Raw genomic sequence first — 25,072 nt, 5'->3', positions numbered from 1 at the left:
TATAATTTTTGTTATAATAAATGAGTAGGAGGAGTCATTATGGATTTAAAACAATATATCGCTAGTATTCCTGATTTTCCAGAACCAGGGATCATTTTTAGAGATATTACACCTTTAATGCAAAACAAAGAAGCTTATCATGAGTCAATTAAGCAAATGAAAGATTGGATACAATCTTTAAATCAAGATGTTGATTTAATTGCTTCTCCAGAAGCAAGAGGATTTTTATTTGGATGTCCAGTTGCTTATGAATTAAATGCAGGATTTGTTCCTGTAAGAAAACCTCATAAATTACCAAGAGAAGTCATTAGTGAAAGCTATGATTTGGAATATGGTAAAAATGAAATTCAAATTCATAGCGATAGTATTCAACCTGGACAAAAAGTTGTTATTATTGATGATTTATTAGCTACAGGTGGAACAGTAGAGGCTGCTATCAAGTTGGTTGAAAAACTTAAAGGTGAAGTTGTTGGTATTGTTTTTTTAATTGAACTAGAAGGATTGGATGGAAGAAATAAGTTAAAAGATTATCCAGTTTATTCTTTATTAAAGTATTAAAAGAGAGGGTCACTCTCTTTTATCATATCAGGGGGTGGGATCATGAATGATTATAAAAAAGCAGGAGATAAAATCACAATTGATGATGTATTAGATGTTTGTACAACTTACATTAAAAATGAAGACAGTTTAAAACTGATTCATAAAGCCTATGATTTTATTATGGATAAACATGCAGGTCAAAAAAGAAAAAGTGGGGAACCTTATACAATTCATTTAATTTGGGTTGCATATATTCTTGCTACACTACAAACAGGACCAAGTACTATCGCTGCTGGCTTATTACATGATGTCATGGAAGATTGTGATGTAAGTCGTGAAGAAATGGTTGAAAATTTTGGTGAAGAAATTACGACCCTAGTAGAAGGCGTTACTAAAATTAATAAAATGCCATTTAAAGATGAAGCTGATGTTTATGCTGAAAATCATCGAAAAATTTATATTGCCATGGCTAAAGATATTCGAGTTATTTTAATTAAGTTTGCGGATCGTTTGCATAATATGCGTACTTTGCAATATATGCGACCTGATAAACAAAAAAGAATATCAAGAGAAACATTAGAAGTTTATACGCCGATTGCCCATCGTTTAGGGTTAAGCGATATTAAGACTGAATTAGAAGATCTTGCTTTATCGTATCTTGATCCATTAGCGTATCAAGAAATTGCGACTTTATTAAAAAATAAAGAAGAAGAAAGAAAAGAATCAGTCGATAAAATGATGGCTCATGTAAAACAATTATTGGATGATAATCATTATTCTTATCGTATAATGGGACGTGCTAAATCAATCTATAGCATTTATAAAAAAATGTTTAAAAAGCATAAAAGATTTGATGAACTCTATGATCTTTATGCTATTCGTATCATTTTAAAAAATAAGTTAGATTGCTACAGTGTTTTAGGATTGATTCACGATCACTATCGCCCAATTCCTGGTCGCTTTAAAGACTATATTGCGATGCCTAAACCAAATATGTATCAATCTTTGCATACATCAGTTATTGGTGAGGATGGCAATACATTTGAAGTACAAATACGTACTGAAGAAATGGATGAACTTGCTGAATTAGGGGTTGCGGCTCATTGGCGTTATAAAGAAGGTAAAGGCTATTCAGCTAAAGCTGAACAAAAAGAAATTGGTGAAAAGCTACAGTGGTTAAGAGAGTTTATTTCTATTTCTGATGATTTTAAAGATGGTGATGCTAAAGAATATTATGATTCTTTAAGAAGAGATATTTTTGAAGCAAATGTTTATGTTCTTACACCACAAGGTAAAATTGTAGAGTTACCGAACGGTTCCACTCCAGTAGACTTTGCTTATCGTATTCATACTGAAGTAGGACATCATACTGTTGGGGCCATTGTTAATAATGTCATGGTACCTATTGATACCCAATTAAATACAGGTGATGTTTGTGAGATTAAAACAAATAAACAAAGTGCAGGTCCTAGCGAAGATTGGTTGAAATTTGTACGTACTGCAGGGGCACGTAATAAAATAAGACAGTTTTTAGCCAATAAAGAAGCTGAAACACGTAAAGATACAATAGAAGAAGGTCGAAAACTATTAAAAGAAGAATTAAAAAAACGTGGATTAGATGAAAAGAAATTCATGGATTCTGAAACATATAAAACATATTTAGGTTCCTTTGGAGCAAGAAGTTTTGATGATATTTTATATTTTGTGGGTAAAAAATCATTATCAGTTATGACTTTATTAGAAAAAGTGAATCCTAAAAAAACAGGCTTCTTTGATAATTTATCAAAGATGTTACAAAAAAATAATGAAGTCATCAATAAACAACAAAAATCGTCATCTAGTCAAGGTGTTGTTGTTAAGGGAGTAACAGGATTAAAAATTCAATTATCGAAATGTTGTAATCCAATCCCCGGTGATCAAATTGTAGGTTATGTTTCACAAGGGCAAGGAATTAAAGTTCACCGAAAAGATTGTCCTAATGTTAATCAACCAGATATTAAAAATCGTTTAATTGATGTCTATTGGGATTTTGCATCTGTTTCAACAATGAAATTTAATGCTGATTTGGAAATTGATGCTTTAGATAGAACGAATTTATTAAATGATATTATTACATCGCTTGGACAAATGAAAATTAATATTTTAAATATTCATGCAGATGTAAGTGAGGATATTAAAGCAATTATTAAGGTTAAGATTGCTGTTGATGATGCGGAACATTTGCAACAAGCGATTGACAATCTAGATCGTATTCAAGGTATTTATACAATTAGAAGAGTTATCCATTAAAAATAGAATTTATTTTTGATTGTGATTGATTTTTTAATGATAATTTAATATAATCATGTTAATCCGTTGAACAAGATTAAACGATATCTTGAAAATAGAGACAATGTGGCTGGTGAAAACATTGATGATAGAATCGTGGGACACTTGGGAGGAGTTGCTTTGAAGTAAGTAGAAGCAAACGTTAATCGCGTTAAGATATAAGAGCGTATGAAAATACGAATTAAGGTGGTACCGCGTTAATAACGTCCTTATTGAAGGACGTTTTTATATTTTAAGGAGGAAAATTTATGGCATATAGTGCACCAAGAGGTACAGTAGATATTTTACCTGAAAAGTCTGGTAAATGGATTAAGTTAGAACAATTGTTAAGAACAATTAGTGCAAATTATAATGTAAAAGAAATGAGAACACCGATTTTTGAGCATGCAGAATTGTTTAATCGTGCAGTTGGTGATACAACAGATGTTGTTTCTAAAGAGATGTATACTTTTGCTGATAAAAAAGGAAGAATGCTTTCACTTCGTCCTGAAGGAACTGCAGGAATTGCAAGAGCATACGTTGAAAATAAAATGTATGGATTACCTGAAAAACTACAAAAAGTTTATTATATGGGACCAATGTTTAGGTATGAACGTCCACAAAATGGACGTCAAAGACAATTTCATCAATATGGTGTTGAAATGTTAGGTGTAGAATCACCATATGTAGATGTAGAATGTATGTTAATGGCTGTTACTGTTGTAGAAGCATTAGGAATTAAAAATGTAACTTTACACATTAATTCTTTAGGAGATGATCAATCAAGAGATGCTTATCGTCAAGCTTTGAAAGATCATTTTGCTCCAGTATTAGACCAGTTATGTTCTGATTGTAAAGCAAGATTTGATAAAAATCCTTTACGTATTTTAGATTGTAAAGTAGATGCTAAAAATCCTGCCATGCAATCAGCACCTAAAACAATTGATTATTTAAGTGACCATGCTAAAGCACATTTTGATAAAGTTTGTTCTTTATTAGATGATTTGGAAATTGATTATGTTGTTGATACAAACTTAGTTAGAGGTTTAGATTACTACTCACATACTGTATTTGAAATCATCTCTGATGATCCAAAATTAGGCGCTGGTGCTACTGTTGGAGGTGGTGGTCGTTATAATGGCTTAGTTGAAGAGTTAGGTGGACCGGCTACTCCAGGTGTAGGATTTGCGTTTGGAATGGAAAGATTATTATTAGCTTTAGATGATGATCAAGATGATGATGAAGACGGATTAGATGTTTATATTATGCCTTTAGGTAGTGAAGCTAAAGATTTAGCTGTACAAATTATTGCAATGTTAAGAGCTAATGGATTTACTTGTGATATGGATCAATGTGATCGAGGATTAAAAGGACAATTTAAATCTGCAGATCGTTATCACGCTCATTTTTCAATGATTATTGGGGATGAAGAAGTTCAAAAAGAAGTAGTCAATATGAAATGTAATCATTCACATACTCAAGATGAAGTTCCATTAGAAAATATTGTTGCATATATTGAAAATCATATGTCAGGAGGACATGAACATGAATAGAACACATAATAATGGTGAATTAAGAATTGATAATGTTGGCGAAACCGTTGAATTAAAAGGATGGGTTGCTAAAAAAAGGAATTTAGGATCATTAGTTTTTATTGATTTAAGAGATCGATATGGTATTACACAAATTATTGTTAATGAATCAATGGAAGTTACTAAAGAAATTAAAAATGAATACATTTTACATGTTAAAGGTAAAGTTGTTGAAAGATCTAGTAAGAATCCACAAATGCCTACTGGAGACATTGAAATTGAAGCATCACAAATTGATATTATCAACACTGCTAATGTGACACCTATTTATACAACTGATGAAACTGATGCAAGCGAAGATGCCAGAATGCAATATCGTTATTTAGATTTAAGAAGACCGGTGATGCAAAATAAAATTATGACACGTCATCAGATTACACGTAGTATACGTCACTTCTTAGATGAACATGATTTTATTGATATTGAAACACCTTATTTAAATCGTTCAACACCAGAAGGAGCAAGAGATTTTTTAGTTCCTTCTAGAGTACATAATGGAGAGTTCTATGCTTTACCTCAATCTCCACAATTATTTAAACAATTGTTGATGGTTGCTGGATTTGAAAGATATTATCAAATCGCACGTTGTTTTAGAGATGAAGATTTAAGAGCAGATCGTCAACCAGAATTTACACAAGTCGACGTAGAAATGAGTTTTATGAATACCGATGAAATTATTTCAATTGGTGAACAAATGGTGGCTCAAGTTATCAAAGATGTTAAAGGAATAGATGTTAAATTACCTTTACCACGTATGACATGGCATGATGCTATGGAAACTTACGGTATTGATAAGCCTGATATTCGTTTTGATATGAAACTTGTAAATTTAAATGAAACTGTTAAAGATGTTGATTTTATGGTTTTTAAAAATGCTTTAGATAATAAGGGATATGTTAAAGGAATAAATGTTAAAAATGCAGCTGATCAATATTCTCGTAAAAAGATTGATAAGTTGACAGATTTAGCAAAAACATATAAAGCCAAAGGTCTTGCCTGGATGAAAGTGGTTAATGGTAAAGCAGAAGGTCCAATTGTTAAATTCTTTAATGAAGAACAACTTACAAGATTATTAGATACGATGAATGGTGAAGATAATGACTTATTATTATTTGTAAGTGATGTTAAATATACAGTTGTATGTGATGCATTAGCCGCTTTACGTAATCATTTAGGTAAAGAATTAAAATTATATGATCCTCAAGAATTAGGTTTATTATGGGTTGTTGATTTCCCTATGTTTGAATATGATGATGAAACACAAAGATATTATGCAATGCATCATCCATTTACACGTCCTAAAGATAGTGATATTGATAAGATAGATAGTGATCCTGCTCATTGTTTAGCTGATGCATACGATATTGTATTAAATGGTTATGAATTAGGTGGAGGATCTCAACGTATTTATGAACAAGATCTTCAAGAAAGAGCATTTAAAGCATTAAGTTTAACACCAGAACAAATTGAAAATAAGTTTGGATGGTTTGTGGAAGCTTTAAAATACGGAACACCTCCTCATGGTGGTTTTGCTTTAGGGTTAGACCGTCTAGCAATGTTGCTTACTGGTAGTGATTCAATTAGAGATGTTATTGCATTCCCTAAAAATGCGAGTGCAACTTGTCCAATGTCAAAAGCACCAAATAAAGTAGACCAAGTTCAATTAGAAGAATTAGGAATAGAGGTGACTAAAGATGAAAATGAATAGAGTTGAAAATATTCTTGAATTAATGAAGGAAGCTGATTTAGATTATTTTCTAATTAGTGATCCAGAATCTATTGATTATTGTTTGGATTATCAAAACCATCCTGGTGAAAGAATGTATGTTTTAATGTTAGGAAAAAATGGAGATCATAAATTATTCTTAAATAATTTATTCTTTGTGGAAGATAATCTAGGCGTAGAAATAGTGTGGCATAGTGATAGTGATGATGCTGTGCAAACAATAGTTGATCATATGAATCAGCCTAAACGTATTGGAATTGATAAAACATGGCCAGCAAAATTTTTATTAGCATTACAAAAGAAATTACCACATATAAAATATATTAATGCTTCACCTTGTGTTGATTTAGTGCGTATGAAAAAGGATGAACAAGAACAAGAATTGATGATTGAAGCAAGTCGCATTAATGATTTAGCAATGAATGATGTTATTGAATTATGTAGTCAAGATTTAACAGAGGAACAAGTTGCAGAACAATTACCAGATATTTATCGTAAATATGGCGCTGAAGGAAACAGCTTTGAACCCATTGTTGCCTTTGGTAAAAATGGTGCCAATCCACATCATGGTAATGATGATTCTCGTTTACAACCTGGAGATAGTATTATTATTGATATGGGATGTAAATATAAAGGATATTGCTCTGATATGACCAGAACAGTGTTTTATAAGCAAATTAGTGAACAAGCATTAGAAGTTTATGATTTAGTAAAAAAAGCTAATGAAGCTGCTGAAGCAATGATTAAACCGGGAGTAAAGCTTTGTGAAATTGATAAGGTTGCTAGAGATCTTATCAGTGAAGCAGGGTATGGAAAACAATTTAATCACCGTTTAGGACATTTTATTGGAAGAGACGTTCATGAGTATGGAGATGTTTCTTCACAATTTGAAATGGAAGTTGAAGAAGGTATGATTTTTTCTATTGAACCAGGAGTTTATTTAGAAGGACAATTTGGTGTTAGGGTAGAAGATTTAGTGCTTGTAACAAAAGATGGATGTCGTGTTTTAAATAGTTATACAAAAGATGTACAAATTATCTAAAAAGCGAGGAAACTCGCTTTTTGATTAAAATTTTATTTAAAAAATAAAGACTAATTTTTATATCAAGAATACATTTTTTTTGATTTATGGTAAAATATTGTGTGAGGTGACATTATGTATTATTTTATAGGAATTAAAGGTTCAGGGATGGCTCCACTAGCAACCATTCTTTATGAATTAGGAAACGAAGTTTGTGGTAGTGATATTGATAAATATATTTTTATTGAAGATGAATTAAGAAAGAGAAACATTCCAATTTATTCATTTGATGCGAATAATATTAAAGATGGCTATACAGTTATTATCGGTAATGCTTTTGATGAAACGAATGTTGAAGTAAAAGCAGCATTAGCTAATCCAAATGTGACATGTTATCGTTATTTTGAGTTTTTAGGACAATTTATGGAAAATTATATTTCTATTTCAGTTGCAGGAACGCATGGTAAAACGACAACAACAGGGATGGCTTATCATTTATTTGAAGATTTTGATAAAACATCAGTATTAATTGGTGACGGAACTGGACATGGTCAAAAAGATAGCAAATATTTTATTGCAGAATCATGTGAATTCCAAGATCATTTTTTAAATTATTATCCTAACTATGCTATTATTAATAATATTGAATTAGATCATGTTGATTATTTTGGTAATCTTGAACGTTATATTCAATCCTTTGAAAAATTTGCGAATCAAGTTAAAGATACGGTAATTGTTTGGGGTGATGATCCAAATATTAAAAAAATTCACTTTAAAAAACGTGTTATGCGTTTTGGTCTGGGTGAAAACAATGATGTTCGTGCTGTCAATGTAGTAGATACAGTTAAAGGTTTATCGTTTGATGTTTATATTCATCAAGAATTATTTGGACATTTTAACATACCATTATATGGAATGCATATGTTATATAACTCATTAGCTATTATTACTTTAGGTTACTTAGAAAATATGAGTTACGATTATATTTTAAATAAATTACAAACATTCAAAGGAACAAAGCGTCGTTATACAGTAACTGAAGATGGAAATAACATTTATGTGGATGATTATGCTCATCATCCAACAGCTATTAAATATGTTATCGAAGCGACAAGGGTACGTTATCCAGGAAAGGAAATTGTTGCGATATTCCAACCAGATCGTTTTTCAAGAGGCGCAAGATTTGCTAAAGAATTTGCTGCATCAATGGATTTAGCAGATCATCCATATTTTGTACCTTTTCCAGATAATGCAAAACACGAAGATGGTATTGATATTGATATTTATGATATCGCAAAATATTTACCTCGTGCAAAGGTTATTGAAGAAAACGAAGCGGGAGCTAAAGAATTATCTCAATATAATGGATGCGTTTTCTTATTTATGAGTAGTAAAGATATTTACAAATTTGAAGAAAAAGTCATTGAAATGAAAAAAACTATTTAAAATAATAATAATATGGTATAATTTATAAGAAAGTTGAGGTGTTGTTATGAGTGCAATGGATATATGTTACTGTGTATTGATTTTATCAGGTGCATTTGCATTGGTTGGTCTTGGTATTTTATTACTTAGAACGTCAGTGACAGTAAAACAAGCTGGGGAAACTGTTGAAATGGCTCAAGATACGTTAAAAAGGGTAGATAAAATATTAGATGATGTTAATTATAAATTAGATCTTCTTAATGCTCCTGTAGAAACAGTAGCAAAGTTCTTTGATCCTAACAGACCTAAATTTAATCCAATTAAAACAATTTTACGCTTTGTAAAAAAATAAAAAGAAAGGTGAGGTATTATGAAATTAGGTAGATTTATCGCAACCCTAGGTATAGGTGCGGTTGCTGGAATGTTATTTGCTCCAAAAAAAGGGAGTGAACTAAGAAAGACTCTTAAAGAAAAAGGGCAAGAAACTTATAATACAGCTAAAAATATGTCAAAAGAAGAATATCAAGAATTAATTAATAAAACAATTGACGATATTAAATTAGCAATTGATGAATTTGATGTAGATGAGTTTAAAGATACAACTAAAGAAAAACTAGATGAATTAAAAACAAAATTAGATGAATTAGCAAAAAAAGCTCAAGAAAGTGAACAATACGCAACAGTTAAAGATACTTTAACAAAAGTTGGTGAACAAATTAGCACTACAGTTAATGATGTTAAAACAAAAATTCAAGAACAAGATTTAGATGATTTTTCTGAAGCAATTGAAGAAGGAATTGATAACATTGAAGATGAAATTGATGTTATCTTAGATGATTTAAAAGATTAATGAAAAAAGTCACTATTTATGACGTAGCAAGAGAGGCAGGGGTCTCTCTTGCTACTGTTTCTCGTGTTATTAATGGATCATCTGTTGTTCGTGAAAAAACAAAACAAAAAGTACTTGATGTCATTGAAAAACTAGATTTTAAACCTAATGAAGTGGCTCGTGGACTTGCAACAAGTAAAACGACTTCCATTGCGATTGTCTTTCCGCAATCTTTATTTGCCCATGTTAAAGATATGATTGGTGGTATCGGTGATACAGGACGTCATTTAGATTATAATATTAACATGTATACGACTGACGATTTAGGAGATGAAAATGCTGTTAAAGAAGTAACTGAAAAGATTGTTAAATCAAGAGTGGATGGTGTTATTTTGTTTAACAATGATCAATTACAAGAAGAAATTGATATCATGGCTAAATATAAAATTCCTACTGTTGTTATTGGTACACAAGCATCAAATGACTACTTAGGATCAATATATGTTAACGCTAAACAAATTGCTTATGAAATTATTGATCGGTATTTAGAAAAAGGTAAAAATGATATTTTATTTGTTAATCCTAAACAAAATTTAATTAAATCCGATGATTTAATAATGGGTATTGAAAAAGCCTATCAAAAACATAATTTACAATTTGATTTTGATAAGCAAGTTATGAAAGTTTCAACTCATTATGAAAAAAGTTATCCTCAATTTTTAGAATATTTCAAAAATCATAAACACGATTTAGTATTTTGCGGATACGATAAAGAAGCAGTTGCTGTTGTTAATGCAGCAATTGATAATCACATTATGATACCTGATGATATGGAAGTCATTGGTCTCATGAATACAAGTTATGCTTCAATGTGTCGACCTTCATTATCTTCTGTTCATGTTCCTGTTTATGATATGGGTGCATTAGCAGTTAGATTACTTACTAAAATTTTAAATGATGAGGAAATTGATACTAAAGAAGTACCTGTTACATATATGCGAATTCCAAGAAATACGACAAAGAACTTCTAATTTTTTAGAAGTTTTTTACATAAGGGGGAAATTATGTTTTTAGAACAATTTTTATCTGACTTAAAAGAAAATTTGTCTTTTATTACACGATGTTTGTTTGTTGCTGTTATTCTTGGTGGAATATGTGGTGTTGTTGGTGCGGCTTTTTGCTTGTCGGTTAATTATGTAACTGAATTTCGAAATGATAATGCATGGATTGTTTATTTATTACCACTTGGTGGTATTTTGATTGTGTATTTATATCGCAGTGTTCATCTAGCATGCGAGCCTGGAACAAATACGATTATTAAATCTATTCGTCAACAAGATAAAGTTCCTGTTTTGTTGGCACCGGCTATTTTTTTAGCGACAGTGATTACTCATTTGGTTGGTGGTTCTAGTGGACGAGAAGGAGCTGCTTTACAAATTGGTGGCTCTCTTGCTACTGCATTTGGAAAAATGATACATGCTGATCAAAAACAAATGTCGATATTAATTATGTGTGGTATGTCAGCGGTTTTCTCTGCATTATTTGGAATGCCTATTACAGCAACTTTATTTGCTATGGAAGTAGTCAGTGTTGGAATATTTTATTATGCTGCATTTGTACCTTGCTTGTGCAGTAGTTTGATAGCTGCTGGGGTGGCACGTTATTTTGGGTGTCATCCTGAGTCGTTTAAGATAAGTAAACTACTTCATATCAATGTGATGAGCTTTTTTAAGTTATTGTTTTTTTCGTTTTTTATTGCACTTTTTTCTATTATTTTCATTATTATGATGCATTATGGACATAAGTTGTTTAAAAAATGGATTGAAAATGCTTATCTTAGAGTATGTGTTGGATCACTTATTTTATTAGTTTTAGTTTTCTTTTTTGGACATGATTATTTGGGTGCAGGAATGAACATTGTTGAAAATGCTATGACAAAAAACGTTCATTATTATGACTTTATTTTAAAGGCTATTTTTACGGCGGTTACAATTGGCTGCGGATTTAAAGGAGGAGAAATTGTTCCTACTTTCTTTATTGGAGCGACACTTGGATATACAATAGGTATGATTATTGGTATTGATCCTCATATTGGCGCATCATTAGGATTGGTTTCGATGTTTTGCTGTGTTGTAAACTGTCCAGTTACAAGTTTAGCGCTAGGTATTGAAATGTTTGGTGGTTTAAACTTTGTTCCATTTGCTATCGTTGTTGCTTTTGGCTATGTTTTATCGGGCTATTTTAGTTTATATCAAGCACAAAAAATTGTGTATTCAAAAACATCACCTTCGTTTATTAATAAAAATGCGAGTTGAGAAGGTTGACTTTATTAATAAAATTTTTTATGATTAGATTACAGCAATGAAAGAGACAAGTAGTTATATTGATTTGTTTAGAGAGTCTATGGTTGGTGAAAATAGATCAATAGATATAATGAATACACTCTGGAGCTTCTAAGTGAAAAGCTTAGACGGTGGAAACATCGTTATCAAAATAGGAGAGTATGTAATAATACATAAATAAAGGTGGTACCGCGAGAATTCGTCCTTTGATGAATTCTTTTTTTATTTTAATGGAGGAAATTATGGGAATTTATGAAGAATTAGTATGGAGAGGATTAATCAAAGATGAAAGTTCTCCAGAATTAAAAGAAAAATTGAATAAAGGTGGCATGACTTTTTATATTGGAACTGATCCTACAGGTGACAGTTTACATATTGGTCATTTCTCGTCATTTTTAATTAGTAAAAGATTAAAAGATGCAGGTCATAATCCAATATTATTAGTTGGTGGTGCGACTGGATTAATTGGTGATCCAAAACCTGATACTGAACGACCAATGATTACTAAAGAACAAGTTCAACATAATTTTGATTGTTTAAAAAAACAAGCACAAGATATATTTGGATTTGAAGTTGTTAATAACTATGATTGGTCAAAAGATTTAAACTTTATTGATTTTTTAAGAGATTATGGAAAATACTTCAATGTCAATTATATGTTAAATAAAGATATTGTAAGAAGAAGATTAGATTTAGGAATTACTTATACTGAGTTCTCTTATATGATTATGCAAGCAATGGATTTTTATTGGTTACATGAAAATAAAGATTGTCAAATGCAAGTTGCTGGACAAGATCAATGGGGAAACATTACTGCAGGAATTGAACTTATTCGTAAAAAAACAGGGAAAGAAGCTTATGGATTTACAATGCCTCTTTTAACTAAAAGCGATGGTACAAAATTTGGTAAAACAAATGGAAAAGCTATTTGGTTAGATCGAGAAAAAACATCACCATATGAAATGTATCAATTCTTTATTAATTCAGAAGATGATAAAGTAATAGATTATTTAAAATTCTTAACTTTCTTGACACCTGATGAAATTAATGAATTAGAGGAAAAAAATAAAATACAACCTCATTTACGTGAAGCACATAAAGCTTTAGCTAGAGAAGTCATTACTTTTATTCATGGGGAAGAAGCTTACCAAGAAGCATTACAAGTTTCACAAACATTATTTTCAGGACAAATTCAAAATTTAACACTAAGTCAAGTAAAGGCTGCTTTTGAAGGTGTTCCTACAGTAGAAACTAAAGAAAATCAACTTAATATTTTAGATGCCTTGATTTTAGTTGGCGCAGCTAAATCTAAAAGAGAAGCAAGGGAATTTGTTAATGGTGGATCAGTTTTAATTAATGGTGAAAAAATTAAAGATATTGAATTTGTTGTCTCAAGAGAAAATGCTTTTGGTAATGAAGCAACAGTTATTCGAAGAGGTAAGAAAAGATATTTTGTTTTAAAACATATTGATTAATGTAAAGAATAAGTAAAGTTATGGTTATAACTTTACTTTTTATTTTTGATTTATACAATGGATTGTAGGTGGTGGTTTTAATGAAAGCAATGTCAGTAAAAAAAAGAATATTTATTTCTAATACAATGATGGTATTACTTACTTTAATTTCTTTTTTTGTAGTTAATATTTTGTTTTTAAAATTTTATATTAAAATGATGGAATCAGATTTAATTCTTTCTGCAAAACAGATTATGATGACAAAGGGAATAGAAGATTTTGTAGAGTTTCTTACTCTTCATAGTAATAAGTTTCTTTTTTTATTTGTTATAGATGGATTAGTTTGTATCTTTATATTATTTATAATAAGCCAGTTATTTACATATCATCTTTCTAAAACGATTATGACACCATTAAATTATTTAACAGAAGCAACATCTAGAATTAAAATGAATGATTTAACAAAACCTATTGAATATGATGGTGATGAAGAATTTAAAGAAGTCATTCAGACGTTTAATGAAATGCAAAGTGATTTATTAGAATCTTATTTAAAAAATCAAAAATATGAAAAAAGCAGAGATGACATGATTGCGGGAATTTCTCATGATTTAAGAACACCATTAACGGCTATTAAGGGTACAATGAAATGTTTAATTGATGGTGTTGTTGATACACCGGAAAAGAAAATGCAGTTTATTCAAATGGCTTATGCTAGAAGTGAAGAAATGGAACTGTTGTTAGATCAATTATTTTATATATCTAGGCTAAAGACAAATCATATATCTATAAACAAACAATTTATAGATCTCAATCAATATCTAAATCAATATGTTTTATCTAAACGAAAGGTATTGCCTAATTATGTCCACATCATATTGAAATCAGTCGATGCAATTACAATTAATGTGGATGGCATGCAATTACAGCGTATTTTAGACAATTTAATTGAAAATAGCATCAAATATGTAGATAAAGATGTAGTTGATATTCAAATAGAAGCAATCAAGTGTGAAAATGAAGTAGAAATATGTTTGAGTGACAATGGAACAGGAGTTTCTACAAATCAATTAAGTAAAATATTTGAAGAATTTTATCGTGTTGATCCTTCAAGAAATGATAAAGAAGGGCATGGCTTAGGTTTATATATCGTTAAAAGTTTAGTGGAATTAATGAATGGACACATTGAAGCAACAAATGATAGGGGCTTATGTATAAAAATGTACTTTAAGTTAGAAAGGGAAGATGGGAATGGATAATAAAAAAATACTTATTATAGAAGATGACGCAGATATTGCATTAATTGAAGAAACATATTTAAAAGCTTCAGGATTTGATCCATTTGTTTTAAATGATGGATTGGAGATAAAACAATATTTAAGTCAACATCATGTAGATCTCATTATTCTTGATTTAATGTTGCCAGGTAAAAGTGGATATCAAATATGTAATGAAATAAGGCAAGAAGTCGAAGTCCCAATTATCATGGTTACAGCGCGAAATGAAATTCCTGATAAAATAAAAGGATTTGGTCTGGGAGCTGATGATTATCTTTCGAAGCCGTTTGATCCTTCGGAATTGGTTGCTCGTGTTAATGCTCATATTCGTCAATATCAAAGAATAAAACGATCTCATCAAGATGAAAATCAAAGTCATGGAATTATAAAAGTGAAGGATATTACCATTAGGCAAGATAGCTGGCGTGTATTTAAAGAAAACAATGAAATCAAGCTTCCTCCTAAAGAATTTGAACTGTTAGAATTTTTAGCTATGCATCCTAATATTGTTTTTGCTAAAGAAGATTTATTTGAAAAAATATGGGGATATGATTATATAGGGGATAGTGCAACGGTGATGGTTCATATTAATCGAATAAGAGAAAAAATAGAAGATGATTATAAAAATCCCCAAATTATAGAAACAATTTGGGGTGTAGGATATCGTTTGAATAATTAAAAATGATTGTTTAGAAAATGTTTAGATTTTACCTCCTTATTATTTAATATTCATTGTTATGATGAAATTAAAGTTAAGGAGGTTTTATTTATGTTAAAGATTGCTTTTAATGGCTTTATGATGGCACTAGCTGATAGTGTACCTGGAGTTTCTGGGGGTACGGTAGCATTTATAATGGGATTTTATGATCGTTTCATTTCATCTATTTATGATTTGTTGTATGGAAATATAGAACACAAAAAAAGCGCAATATGTTATTTAATTAAATTAGCGGTAGGGTGGATCTTTGGTATGCTGCTTGCAGTGATTATTTTATCATCGTTGTTTGAAAAACAAATATATCAAGTAAGTTCATTGTTTATTGGTTTTATATTAGGATCAATCCCCTTAATTATCAATGAGGAAAAAGATACATTTAAACAATTAAAGAAGGGAATTTTATTTTGTGTATTAGGAATAACTGTTGTAGCACTGATTACTTTTGCTAATAGTTATCTTCATATGCAAGAAATGAAGATGTCCCAATTATCATTGAGTTTATTTTTAAAGTTATTTATTGTGGGAATGTTAGCTATTTCAGCTATGTTTTTACCTGGTATTTCTGGCTCAACAATCTTGCTCATTTTTGGAGCATATATACCAGTTATAACATCTATTAAAGAAATTATTTCTTTACATTTTTCTGCATTTGGTTCACTAGTTGTTTTTGGCTTTGGAGTGCTGTTTGGTGTTTTTACAGTTGTTAAATTAATTAAATATTGTTTAGAAAAATATAAAGTGCAGACTTTATTTATGGTGCTAGGAATGATGATAGGTTCTTTTTATGCTATTATTATGGGACCTACAACATTAGCTGTTAAACAATTACCATTAGACTTACAACACTTTCATATTATTTACGCTTTAATCGGTTTAGCGTTAGTTTTATTTATGCAATTTATAAAAGAAAGAAGTGAATAATATGAACGGGGAATTAATGTTTTTAAACTTGATACAAAAAATACGATTTCCATTATTGGATACAATTATGGTTTTTATAACACACTTAGGGGATAAAGGGTTGATATGGATTGGACTTACCACAATTCTTATTATTTATCGTAAGACAAGGACGTTGGGCTTGATGATGTTATTAAGTATTATAATTGATTTAATTTTATGTAACGGTTTATTAAAACCACTTATTGCTAGACCACGTCCTTTTGTTTTTAATCCTCATATTAATCTACTTATTGCTAAACCTAATGATTATTCTTTTCCTTCGGGACATACAGCCATTTCTTTTGCGGTTGCAGGAATATGTTATCTTTTAAGACAAAAAAGATTATTTACATCAACTTTGATATTGGCTTTGTTAATGGGAATTTCTCGTATGTATTTATATGTCCATTATCCTAGTGATATTTTAGGAGGAATGCTTGTTGGATATTTATCTAGTTGGTTAGCTTATCGTTTTTACAATCAAATACAAAAATATAGTCAAACACAAAAAAAGAAGATTCCAATGCATTAATCTTCTTTTTTTCTTGGCTCTTTATGCCATAACATTGTATTTTCCTCATTAGATAGAGATGTTAATAAATTAGTTTTAGCTTGTGGATAAGTCTTATATATTGAGTGAAGAAGTTGTTTGAATTCTTCTCGCTTTGTATGTTTATCTGCTGGACAGGTAGAAATAACGATGGGAACATGTGCTTCATTGACAGCAGCAATGATATCATCTTCATTTGCATAAATAAGAGGTCTTATAAAATTCATTTGTGTTCGATCTAAATACATTTTAGGAGTAAATGTTGCAATTTTACCTCCATAGACCATATTCATAAGTAAAGTTTCAACAGCATCATCACCATGATGTGCAAAAGCAACTTTATTACAATCATATTTTTTTGCTCCATCAATCACAAGTGCTTTTTTAAATTTTGAACACAATGAACAAGGTAATCTTCCATCATGAGTAAGATTTCTTTTCAATATTTCGTATACTTGACTTGGTTCGTGATAAAGTTCAATATTGTTTTTCTTACAAAATTGATCAGCCTCACTAAAATCCATATTACCAAATCCCATATCAATATGGACACCTATGACATCAAATTTGACGGATGCAAATTTTCTATATAGAGATAAACAATAGAGTAATAACATAGAGTCTTTTCCACCAGAAACGCCAACACATATTTTATCTCCATCTTCAATCATTGAATATTCTTCATCGGCTTTTCGAATACAGCCTAATACTTTTTTCATTGTCATTTATATCACCATTTTTTATTCTATAGATTATAACGAAAGAAAGCAATCTCTTTCATTATATTTCATTATTTGTTAAAATAAGTGCGGTGATGAAAATGAATGGAATTATTTTGGTTAATAAACCAAGTGGATATACGAGTCATGATATTGTAGGTATATTAAGAAAAAAATTGAAAACAAAAAAAGTGGGACACTGTGGGACTTTAGATCCAGATGCTACAGGAGTTCTGGTTGTGTGTGTTAATAAGGCAACAAAAGCGATTCAATTTTTAACAGCTGATGATAAGGAGTATATTGCAACGCTATCACTAGGAACAAGTACGGATACTTATGATGCTAGTGGTAAAGTGATAGAATCTAAAGAAGTCCAACCAATAAAAAAAGAACAAATTGAAAATGTTTTAAAACAATTTGTTGGTTTTCAAAAGCAAATGCCACCTATGTATTCAGCTATCAAAGTAAATGGAAAAAAATTGTATGAGTATGCACGTGCTGGAGAAGAAGTTAAAGTTGAACCAAGATCCATTACGATTCATGATATTCAACTATTGGATTATCATGACCATCTTATAAAAATAAAAGTATCTTGTTCAAAGGGAACATATATACGTTCTTTATGCGTGGATATCGCCAAAAAACTAGGTTATCCTGGTCATATGGCAAAATTGATAAGAACATGTTCGGGTGATTTTAAAATAGAACAATGTGCAACGCTTGAAGAAATAGAGGCTGGTGATTTTAATGTGATTACATTAGATGAGGCATTAAAATGTTATCCTCAGTATGTTGTTGAAGATGAAAATATTGTTTTTCATGGTAAAAAGATTAAAAGTGATTTAACAGGTATGGTTGCTATTTATAATAAAGAAGGACATGTTCTTGCTATGTATCAAGATGATGGACAAGGTTATTTAAAAAATGTAAGAGGATTATGGTAATGGAAATTGTTCATATTAAATTAAATGAAACTTATCATCTTTTGCCATCTGTTTTAGCGATTGGTTTTTTTGATGGTCTTCATTGTGGCCATATGAGATTGATAGATCAGGTTTTAAAAGTAAGTGAAGAAAAATCGTTAAAAAAAGCATTTATGACATTTGATGTTCATCCTAAAACTGTTTATTTAAAGGAAAAAACGACTTATTTAATGACAATGAAACAAAAAGAAATAATGTTAGAAGAATTAGGGTTTGATTACTTTTTGATTATTGATTTTAATGAAGAAGTTGCAAAACTTTCGCCAGAACAGTTTATTCAAAACTATTTTATCAATCTTAATGTAAAACATGTTGTATGTGGTTTTGATTTTACTTTTGGATATCGTGCAAAAGGAAGGGCGGATCATTTAAAACAATTGTCTCAACATTTTTATGATGTGGACATTATTGATGAATATGATATGAATGATCAAAAAGTATCTTCTTCTTGTATCAAAGAGTATTTGCATCAAGGTGAAATTGAAAAAGCAAATCAGATGTTAGGAAGAAACTATTCAATTATTGGACAAGTTATTCATGGCAGACATAATGGTCATAAAATAGGTTTTCCAACTGCAAATGTAGATTATGGACACTATGTGACCATGAAAAAGGGTGTTTATGGTGTTTATGCGTACTATCAAAACAAACGCTATTTAGCTATGGCTAATATTGGTTATAATCCTACTTTAGGTGCTTTAAATAAAATGTCATTAGAGGTTAATATCTTCGACTTTAATCAGGATATTTATGATCAGGTAATAAAAATCGAGTTTTTGTTTAGGGTTCGTGATGAATGTAAATTTGAAAATGTTGATGCGCTTATTAAACAATTAAAAAAAGATAAAGAAAGTATTATTTGTCGATGTGATTAATACTTTCTTTTTTTGTTTATAATTGATAAGGTGATGATATGATTTATTTTTATTTGGTTATTGCAGGTGTAATATGGGGGTTAAATATAATTGTCGTAAAAATGAATAGTTTGTTTTTTCATCCTCTATTTTTAATTTGTTTAAAAATGATTATTTCAACACTTTCAATGGGCATTTATTTAGGTTTTACACATCATCGTTTGATAAAAGTTTCTATTAAATATATGATTATTGATGCTAATTTGGTTAATGTTTTAAATTTTGTTTGTACTTATTTCGCCATTTTTTTATTGTCTGGTTGTACCAGTGCAACATTGAATTGTTTATCACCCATTATCATGATTATACTTGTTTTTATTTTTGAAAGAAAAATATCTTATCAGGATATAATTTTACTGGTTTTAGGTTTGCTTGGTTTTTTGATAACAATACGTTTTCAAGTAAAAAGTTTATCAGTAGGGCATTATTTGATGCTAAGTGGACTTGTTTTATATAATGGTGGCAATTATCTTATGAAGAAGCGGGAACTTCAAGATGTTTTGGTTTATAATTTTTATTTGTTATTTTTAAGTATGATTGAATTAATTATAATTTGTGCTTTTATCAATCAAAACATGATTATTAAGACAGTTGACACTTTATCGTTATGGCTGTTAATACTGACCTCAGGAATAGGGTATGCATATATTCAATCTATTTATTTTCTAGCAATCAAACAAATAGGCGTGATTAAAACTTCTTTCTTTTTAAGTTTAAATCCAATTTTTACATGTCTTTTCTCATTTTTTATTTTACATGAACAAATGTCACAGTATGCTATTGTTGGCTTTTTGGTGATTGTTTATACATTGTTTTTAAAGTATCATTTTTCTTCCAAGTAATCATCAATCATATTTAGTAGTGGTTCTTGATTCATTTTTTCTGGGTGCCATTGAAAAGCAAGAATGTTTTTTCCTTCAATAGCTTCAATAATGCTATCAGAACTATAGGCAGTGATTTTTAAATGTTTTCCTAACTGGTCGATTGCTTGATGATGATAAGAATTGACTTGTATTGGATGAGGAATATATTGACTAAGTAAAGAATTTTTGACGGGATAAATGAGATGTTGGGTACCTTGATGATGGACGATATGTTGTTTTAACGTGCCACCAAAATAGACATTGATTGTTTGAATGCCTCTGCAAATACCAATAATAGGTTTTTGGTTTTGAATAAAGTAATCAATCAGATGTAATTCAATTTCATCAATGGATAAGGTTTCATAGGCTTCAAGGTGATGACAATTTTGATGATAAAAGTGAGGATGAATATCTTTGCCACCAGTTAAAAGTAATCCGTCACTTAATTGTATAAGTAAATCTAAATTTGTTTTTGATAAATCATAAATGGATATTAAATCTATTCCTTTTTGCTTTAAATAATCAAAGTAATTCTTATAAAGGTAGAAGGTATCTTTATTTTTGGTTCTAAGAAGGGTAAGTAATAGTTTTGACATGTTTTCTCCTTGTGAGTTTGTTGCCTTAAGGTTTGGACAATAACTAGACATTATGGTATAATTTTTTTAAGAAATTTTAATTAAAAGAGGTTGGAAATATGTCTTTAAATAAGATACTCATGTTATTAAGTAATAAATATGTTTTTTTTGGAATTATCGGTTTTTGTGTGCTTATTGCCTTTATTATAGTTTATCGTTTAATTAAATTAAAAATATATCGTAAAGATGTTGTTGAATTAGAAAATAGGATGAATGCAATTAAAACATTACCTGTTCAATACCGTTTAGGAAGAGTCAAAGGTATTTCTAAAAATATGCCTGAATTAGTTGATAAATATAAAGCTTACGCTAGTGAATATCAACAATTAAATGAATTTTTAAATAATGATATCGTTGCTTTGTTAACAGATATTGATGAAGCTTTATTCTACCGTAAATTAAAGGGTGTAAAAAAAGATATCGAACAATTAACACAGGAAATTAATGATTATGAAACACGTTCTAAAGAATTGCTAAAGAAAATAGAAGTGATTACCGAGATTGAAAATGTACAGCGTTTAGAAATTATAAAGGTAAAAGAAAAGTATCGTGCGACGAATGATACTTATGCAAGTGTACGTTTTAAAATAGAAGACTTTGTTCCTATTATTCCTCAAACTTTTGAAAATATTGATCAACGTTTTGTTGATTTAGAAAATGATATGAATAATCAAGATTTTGATTCAGCAAAGAAAAAGACAGCAGCTATTAGTAAAGATATTGATTTATTAGATGCTAATTTACGGGATTTACCTACTTATATTTCTATTGTTAGACAGTATTTTCCAAAACGTATTGAAGAATTGAAACGCATGATTGCAAACATGAAGGAACATGATTTTGCATTAGAAAGATTAAATACTTCAATTAGAATGAATAAAATTGAACAAGACTTAGAAAATGTAACGGCTGATATTAAGTCTTTAAAACTAGAAAATGTAGGTCAAACTATTGAAGTGATGACCGAAGACATGAATGAACTTAACAAAGATTTTGAAAAAGAAGAAGCTGCATATGAAGTATATGCACATAAAAGAAATGAATGTTATCAATTTGTTCAAAAGGTTGAACAAGGTTTAACAAAAGGAGTCAAATCGTTAAATTCTTTAAAGAAAAATTATATTTTAGATGATTATCCAATAACTGTCGAAGAAGATTATGATCAGTTTAAAGAAGTTTTAGATGAACTGGGTGAAGTAACACGTGTTATTGAAAGTAAAGATTTTTCCTATGCATCTATGATTGAACAACTTGACGCAATTCAAAAGAAAGCACAGCCTTTCTATGATTCATTATTAAAATATAATGAAATTGATGAATCATTAAAGATTCAAGAAAAAAGAGCAATGGATGAATTAGATAACATTAATATTGTTCTATTAGAAATTAAATCAGAAATTAAAAATAAACATTTACCAATGATTAGTGAATCGTATAAAGATTATATTGAAGATTCTTATCAAAAAGCAGATGCTATTTTGAATTTTATTAGAAAAAGACCTATTGATCTTGCGAGTTTGTCATCACAAGTGGATGCAGCAAGAGATGTGATTTATAAATTATATGATAATGTTCATAATTTAATTGTTACTGCTGAAATGGTAGAAGATGCTATTGTTTACGGTAATCGTTTTAGATCATCATTCCTTGAAGTCAATACAGAACTTACTAAAGCAGAACTATTATTTAGAAATGGTGAATATACTAAAGCTTTATCAACAGCAGTAGAAATTATTGAAAAGATCAAACCAGGATCTTATGAAATGTTAGTCAATAAAAATAGTCCTAAAACAAGTGAATAGGACTATTTTTAACGCTTTTAGTCATATATCAACAATGATGGAATAAAATAGATAAGGAGGCTAAAATGATATATTTAGATTATGCAGCAACAACACCTTTAAACGATGAGGTTTTGAATACTTATTATCAATTATTGCAAAAATACTTTTATAATGCTGATAGTATTTATCATAAGGGAATTGAAGTTAATCGCTTAATGGAAAAATCTAGAGATTTAATTGCTTCAATGTTTCGTGTAAAAAATAATGAAATTATATTTACGAGTTGTGGTAGTGAAGCCAATACAATGGCTATAAAAGGGATTGCTTTTCAATATCAAAATCGAGGTAAACATATAATTACAAGCGCAATTGAGCATTCATCGGTCTATGAATGCTGTAAACAATTGGAATCGGTTTTTGGCTTTGATGTCACATACTTACCAGTTGATCAAACTGGACATATTTCAATTCAAGATTTAAAGGAGAGTATTCGTGATGATACAATACTCGTATCAATTATGGCTATTAATAATGAAGTTGGAGCGATTCAACCTATTGAACAAATTAAAGAAGTTTTAAAAGATCATGAATTGGTTAAATTACATGTAGATATGGTTCAGGCTTTAGGAAAAATGCCAATTGATTTAAAAGGCATAGATTGTGCATCTTTTTCGGCTCATAAAATTAATGGGTTAAAGGGAAGTGGTATATTATATAAAAATGAACATACAAGTTTAGTATCACTTATTAATGGGGGACAACAAGAATTCTCATTACGAGGGGGAACAAGTAATGCTTGTACAAATATTGTTTTTGCTAAAACATTAAGACTTGCATTGGAAAATCAAAAAGAACATTTAGAAAAAGTGGAACATCTAAATCACTATTTAAGAGATATTTTAAATGATATTGATGGCGTTTTTATTAATAGTGGTGGAATATGTTCACCAGCTATTATTAATTTTTCTTGTATTGGTTATAAACCGGAAGTAATTTTACATGATTTAGAATCGAAAGATATTTATATTTCAACACGTAGTGCATGTAGTTCTAAAACAAGCGATGTATCTAGAGTCATGAAGGCTCTTCACATTGATCAAGAACGTGCTAAAAGTGCTTTAAGAGTGAGTATAAGTTATTTGACAAATGAAGAAGACCTTGATAAATTTGGGTATTGTTTACAAGAAACGTTAAAGAACATTAAGAAACAGAGGTAAGAAATGGAAGCAAATTATATATTAGTTCGTTTTGGTGAACTGACAACAAAAGGGAAAAATAGAAAACTATTTACGCGAAAATTATTGAAAAATACACAAGAGATTTTATCTGATTTTAAAAAATTAAAGTATGATTTGCAATATGATCGTATGTATATTTTATTGAATGGTGAAAATCATCTTGATGTAAATGAAAAGTTAAAAACTGTTTTTGGAATTCATTCTTTTTCTAATGCTTTTAAATTTGAGAAGGATTTAAATGTTGTTAAAGATGCCATTGTTCAATTGGTTAATGAAGATAACAAAACAACATTTAAAATTAATACAAAGAGAAGTGATAAATCTTTTCCTGGTAAATCTCAAGATATTAATCGTGAAATTGCAGGACATTTATTTCATCATGCAAATCGTCAATTAAAGGTCGATGTTCATCATCCTGAAATGTTAATTACAGTTGAAATTAGACATGATGCAATCTATGTTATGACTGATGTGATTAAAGGTGCTGGAGGCTATCCGGTTGGTATTGGTGGAAAAGCACTGTTAATGTTATCTGGAGGTATTGATTCACCTGTTGCTGGATATTTGACATTAAAACGTGGAGTTGATATTGAATGTATTCATTTTGCGGCACCACCTTATACAAATGAATTTGCCCGTGAAAAAATGCTTGATTTAGTTGACCAGTTAAGACATTATACACATGGAAAAATAACAGTTCATATTGTTAACTTTACCAAGTTACAATTAGCTGTTTATGATCATTGTGATGAAAGTTATGCGATGACTGTAATGAGACGTATGATGTATCGTATTGGTGAAAAAGTGGCTTTAAAAAATCATTGTTTGGCTTTGGTAAATGGTGAAAGTATTGGTCAGGTAGCTTCACAAACATTAAACAGTATGCAAGTTATTAATGAAGTGATTAAGTTACCGGTATTACGTCCAGTTTTATGTTTGGATAAATTAGAGATTATTGATATCGCTAATAAAATTAATACGTATGATATTTCTATTCGTCCACATGAAGATTGTTGTACAATTTTTACGCCTAAAGCGCCAGCTACTAAACCTAAATCATATAAAGCTGAAGCTTTTGAAGCTACTTTTGATTATGAATCATTAGTTGATGAGTGTGTAGATACAGTGGAAACAATTGTCATTGATAATCAATATAAAAATAATGAATTAATTTTTTAAAAAATGCATAGTTTTTGAATTCTGACACAAAATA

Annotated in this window: 23 protein-coding genes and 2 other annotated features; of the genes, 21 read left to right on the top strand and 2 right to left on the bottom strand. The window is 29.7% G+C overall.

The window, feature by feature from the left end:
• The first annotated feature begins 39 nt into the window (after nt 1-39).
• The 15 genes from DW911_RS06580 (at nt 40) to DW911_RS06510 (ending at nt 16,705) form a co-directional block, all read left to right on the top strand.
• Nucleotides 40-558, top strand: a complete 519-nt coding sequence (locus DW911_RS06580; RefSeq protein WP_118431764.1) for an adenine phosphoribosyltransferase — start codon at nt 40-42, stop codon at nt 556-558.
• Nucleotides 559-600: 42 nt separating this feature from the next.
• Nucleotides 601-2,829, top strand: coding sequence for a RelA/SpoT family protein (locus tag DW911_RS06575; protein WP_118431762.1), 2,229 nt, complete (start codon nt 601-603; stop codon nt 2,827-2,829).
• A gap of 57 nt (nt 2,830-2,886) precedes the next feature.
• Nucleotides 2,887-3,082 (top strand) — a binding site (T-box leader).
• Nucleotides 3,083-3,116: 34 nt separating this feature from the next.
• Nucleotides 3,117-4,400, top strand: coding sequence for a histidine--tRNA ligase (gene hisS / locus DW911_RS06570; protein WP_118431760.1), 1,284 nt, complete (start codon nt 3,117-3,119; stop codon nt 4,398-4,400).
• Nucleotides 4,393-6,147, top strand: a complete 1,755-nt coding sequence (gene aspS / locus DW911_RS06565; RefSeq protein WP_118607619.1) for an aspartate--tRNA ligase — start codon at nt 4,393-4,395, stop codon at nt 6,145-6,147. Before hisS ends, aspS begins: the two co-directional genes overlap by 8 nt.
• Nucleotides 6,134-7,207, top strand: coding sequence for a M24 family metallopeptidase (locus tag DW911_RS06560; RefSeq protein ID WP_118431757.1), 1,074 nt, complete (start codon nt 6,134-6,136; stop codon nt 7,205-7,207). The genes aspS and DW911_RS06560 overlap by 14 nt, the downstream gene beginning before the upstream one ends.
• Nucleotides 7,208-7,321: 114 nt before the next feature.
• Entirely contained in the window at nt 7,322-8,632 is a 1,311-nt protein-coding gene (locus DW911_RS06555) for a UDP-N-acetylmuramate--L-alanine ligase (RefSeq protein WP_118431755.1), read from the top strand.
• Nucleotides 8,633-8,678: 46 nt separating this feature from the next.
• On the top strand, nt 8,679-8,963 hold the full coding sequence (locus DW911_RS06550) for a DUF948 domain-containing protein (RefSeq protein ID WP_118431753.1): 285 nt from the start codon (nt 8,679-8,681) through the stop codon (nt 8,961-8,963).
• An 18-nt stretch (nt 8,964-8,981) separates the two neighbouring features.
• Nucleotides 8,982-9,461 (top strand): YtxH domain-containing protein, encoded by a 480-nt coding sequence (locus DW911_RS06545; protein ID WP_118431751.1) that lies wholly within the window; start codon nt 8,982-8,984, stop codon nt 9,459-9,461.
• Nucleotides 9,461-10,471, top strand: a complete 1,011-nt coding sequence (locus DW911_RS06540; protein WP_118607618.1) for a LacI family DNA-binding transcriptional regulator — start codon at nt 9,461-9,463, stop codon at nt 10,469-10,471. Before DW911_RS06545 ends, DW911_RS06540 begins: the two co-directional genes overlap by 1 nt.
• Nucleotides 10,472-10,504: 33 nt before the next feature.
• On the top strand, nt 10,505-11,755 hold the full coding sequence (locus DW911_RS06535; protein WP_118431748.1) for a chloride channel protein: 1,251 nt from the start codon (nt 10,505-10,507) through the stop codon (nt 11,753-11,755).
• A 37-nt stretch (nt 11,756-11,792) separates the two neighbouring features.
• Nucleotides 11,793-11,992, top strand: a binding site (T-box leader).
• Nucleotides 11,993-12,024: 32 nt separating this feature from the next.
• Nucleotides 12,025-13,257: a tyrosine--tRNA ligase gene (tyrS, locus tag DW911_RS06530; RefSeq protein ID WP_118431746.1), complete on the top strand. Its 1,233-nt coding sequence runs from the start codon at nt 12,025-12,027 to the stop codon at nt 13,255-13,257.
• 80 nt (nt 13,258-13,337) lie between these two features.
• Complete coding sequence (locus tag DW911_RS06525; RefSeq protein WP_118431744.1) at nt 13,338-14,495, top strand: sensor histidine kinase; 1,158 nt, start codon at nt 13,338-13,340, stop codon at nt 14,493-14,495.
• A complete protein-coding gene (locus DW911_RS06520; protein ID WP_118431742.1) occupies nt 14,488-15,192 on the top strand; it encodes a response regulator transcription factor in 705 nt (234 codons plus the stop codon). Before DW911_RS06525 ends, DW911_RS06520 begins: the two co-directional genes overlap by 8 nt.
• 90 nt (nt 15,193-15,282) lie before the next feature.
• Complete coding sequence (locus DW911_RS06515) at nt 15,283-16,152, top strand: DUF368 domain-containing protein (protein ID WP_118431741.1); 870 nt, start codon at nt 15,283-15,285, stop codon at nt 16,150-16,152.
• Nucleotide 16,153: 1 nt separating this feature from the next.
• Complete coding sequence (locus tag DW911_RS06510) at nt 16,154-16,705, top strand: phosphatase PAP2 family protein (protein ID WP_118431739.1); 552 nt, start codon at nt 16,154-16,156, stop codon at nt 16,703-16,705.
• On the opposite strand, the gene DW911_RS06505 is transcribed toward DW911_RS06510, so the two are convergent.
• Complete coding sequence (locus tag DW911_RS06505; protein ID WP_199669463.1) at nt 16,702-17,448, bottom strand: ATP-binding protein; 747 nt, start codon at nt 17,446-17,448, stop codon at nt 16,702-16,704. The genes DW911_RS06510 and DW911_RS06505 overlap by 4 nt on opposite strands.
• 95 nt (nt 17,449-17,543) lie before the next feature.
• Here DW911_RS06505 and truB point away from each other — a divergent pair, with 95 nt between their 5' ends.
• The 3 genes from truB to DW911_RS06490 are packed head-to-tail and all read left to right on the top strand — an operon-like array spanning nt 17,544 to nt 20,181.
• Nucleotides 17,544-18,386 carry a tRNA pseudouridine(55) synthase TruB gene (gene truB, locus DW911_RS06500; RefSeq protein WP_118431737.1) on the top strand — a complete coding sequence of 281 codons (843 nt, stop codon included), beginning with the start codon at nt 17,544-17,546 and terminating at the stop codon, nt 18,384-18,386.
• Nucleotides 18,386-19,300: a bifunctional riboflavin kinase/FAD synthetase gene (locus tag DW911_RS06495; protein WP_158568165.1), complete on the top strand. Its 915-nt coding sequence runs from the start codon at nt 18,386-18,388 to the stop codon at nt 19,298-19,300. The genes truB and DW911_RS06495 overlap by 1 nt, the downstream gene beginning before the upstream one ends.
• Nucleotides 19,301-19,338: 38 nt before the next feature.
• A complete protein-coding gene (locus DW911_RS06490; protein ID WP_118431733.1) occupies nt 19,339-20,181 on the top strand; it encodes a DMT family transporter in 843 nt (280 codons plus the stop codon).
• Here the strand turns inward: DW911_RS06490 and DW911_RS06485 are convergent.
• On the bottom strand, nt 20,163-20,798 hold the full coding sequence (locus tag DW911_RS06485; protein WP_158568163.1) for a gamma-glutamyl-gamma-aminobutyrate hydrolase family protein: 636 nt from the start codon (nt 20,796-20,798) through the stop codon (nt 20,163-20,165). The two genes, DW911_RS06490 and DW911_RS06485, sit on opposite strands and share 19 nt — an antisense overlap.
• A 98-nt stretch (nt 20,799-20,896) precedes the next feature.
• Here DW911_RS06485 and DW911_RS06480 point away from each other — a divergent pair, with 98 nt between their 5' ends.
• The 3 genes from DW911_RS06480 to thiI all read left to right on the top strand — a co-directional run bounded on the left by DW911_RS06480 (nt 20,897) and on the right by thiI (nt 25,038).
• Nucleotides 20,897-22,639: a septation ring formation regulator EzrA gene (locus tag DW911_RS06480; RefSeq protein WP_118431729.1), complete on the top strand. Its 1,743-nt coding sequence runs from the start codon at nt 20,897-20,899 to the stop codon at nt 22,637-22,639.
• A 65-nt stretch (nt 22,640-22,704) separates the two neighbouring features.
• Nucleotides 22,705-23,838 (top strand): cysteine desulfurase family protein, encoded by a 1,134-nt coding sequence (locus DW911_RS06475; protein WP_118431727.1) that lies wholly within the window; start codon nt 22,705-22,707, stop codon nt 23,836-23,838.
• 3 nt (nt 23,839-23,841) lie between these two features.
• A complete protein-coding gene (thiI, locus tag DW911_RS06470) occupies nt 23,842-25,038 on the top strand; it encodes a tRNA uracil 4-sulfurtransferase ThiI (RefSeq protein WP_118431725.1) in 1,197 nt (398 codons plus the stop codon).
• Nucleotides 25,039-25,072: the final 34 nt, after the last annotated feature.

This window comes from Erysipelatoclostridium sp. AM42-17, from assembly GCF_003480255.1.
Classification (GTDB): Bacteria; Bacillota_I; Bacilli_A; order Erysipelotrichales; family Coprobacillaceae; genus Faecalibacillus.
Note: the sequence above shows the minus strand (reverse complement) of the source record. Positions and strands in the feature narration are given on the sequence as shown.

What these genes read in the sequence shown, in the direction of transcription:
- hisS (WP_118431760.1), top strand. Translation starts at nt 3,117, where the DNA reads ATGGCATATAGTGCACCAAGAGGTACAGTAGATATTTTACCTGAAAAG.
- DW911_RS06535 (WP_118431748.1), top strand. Translation starts at nt 10,505, where the DNA reads ATGTTTTTAGAACAATTTTTATCTGACTTAAAAGAAAATTTGTCTTTT.
- DW911_RS06485 (WP_158568163.1), bottom strand. Translation starts at nt 20,798, where the DNA reads ATGTCAAAACTATTACTTACCCTTCTTAGAACCAAAAATAAAGATACC.
- DW911_RS06495 (WP_158568165.1), top strand. Translation starts at nt 18,386, where the DNA reads ATGGAAATTGTTCATATTAAATTAAATGAAACTTATCATCTTTTGCCA.
- DW911_RS06550 (WP_118431753.1), top strand. Translation starts at nt 8,679, where the DNA reads ATGAGTGCAATGGATATATGTTACTGTGTATTGATTTTATCAGGTGCA.
- DW911_RS06505 (WP_199669463.1), bottom strand. Translation starts at nt 17,448, where the DNA reads ATGACAATGAAAAAAGTATTAGGCTGTATTCGAAAAGCCGATGAAGAA.
- DW911_RS06545 (WP_118431751.1), top strand. Translation starts at nt 8,982, where the DNA reads ATGAAATTAGGTAGATTTATCGCAACCCTAGGTATAGGTGCGGTTGCT.
- DW911_RS06525 (WP_118431744.1), top strand. Translation starts at nt 13,338, where the DNA reads ATGAAAGCAATGTCAGTAAAAAAAAGAATATTTATTTCTAATACAATG.
- DW911_RS06490 (WP_118431733.1), top strand. Translation starts at nt 19,339, where the DNA reads ATGATTTATTTTTATTTGGTTATTGCAGGTGTAATATGGGGGTTAAAT.
- DW911_RS06510 (WP_118431739.1), top strand. Translation starts at nt 16,154, where the DNA reads ATGAACGGGGAATTAATGTTTTTAAACTTGATACAAAAAATACGATTT.
- tyrS (WP_118431746.1), top strand. Translation starts at nt 12,025, where the DNA reads ATGGGAATTTATGAAGAATTAGTATGGAGAGGATTAATCAAAGATGAA.
- DW911_RS06560 (WP_118431757.1), top strand. Translation starts at nt 6,134, where the DNA reads ATGAAAATGAATAGAGTTGAAAATATTCTTGAATTAATGAAGGAAGCT.
- DW911_RS06515 (WP_118431741.1), top strand. Translation starts at nt 15,283, where the DNA reads ATGTTAAAGATTGCTTTTAATGGCTTTATGATGGCACTAGCTGATAGT.
- thiI (WP_118431725.1), top strand. Translation starts at nt 23,842, where the DNA reads ATGGAAGCAAATTATATATTAGTTCGTTTTGGTGAACTGACAACAAAA.
- DW911_RS06580 (WP_118431764.1), top strand. Translation starts at nt 40, where the DNA reads ATGGATTTAAAACAATATATCGCTAGTATTCCTGATTTTCCAGAACCA.
- DW911_RS06575 (WP_118431762.1), top strand. Translation starts at nt 601, where the DNA reads ATGAATGATTATAAAAAAGCAGGAGATAAAATCACAATTGATGATGTA.
- truB (WP_118431737.1), top strand. Translation starts at nt 17,544, where the DNA reads ATGAATGGAATTATTTTGGTTAATAAACCAAGTGGATATACGAGTCAT.
- DW911_RS06475 (WP_118431727.1), top strand. Translation starts at nt 22,705, where the DNA reads ATGATATATTTAGATTATGCAGCAACAACACCTTTAAACGATGAGGTT.
- aspS (WP_118607619.1), top strand. Translation starts at nt 4,393, where the DNA reads ATGAATAGAACACATAATAATGGTGAATTAAGAATTGATAATGTTGGC.
- DW911_RS06540 (WP_118607618.1), top strand. Translation starts at nt 9,461, where the DNA reads ATGAAAAAAGTCACTATTTATGACGTAGCAAGAGAGGCAGGGGTCTCT.
- DW911_RS06520 (WP_118431742.1), top strand. Translation starts at nt 14,488, where the DNA reads ATGGATAATAAAAAAATACTTATTATAGAAGATGACGCAGATATTGCA.
- DW911_RS06480 (WP_118431729.1), top strand. Translation starts at nt 20,897, where the DNA reads ATGTCTTTAAATAAGATACTCATGTTATTAAGTAATAAATATGTTTTT.
- DW911_RS06555 (WP_118431755.1), top strand. Translation starts at nt 7,322, where the DNA reads ATGTATTATTTTATAGGAATTAAAGGTTCAGGGATGGCTCCACTAGCA.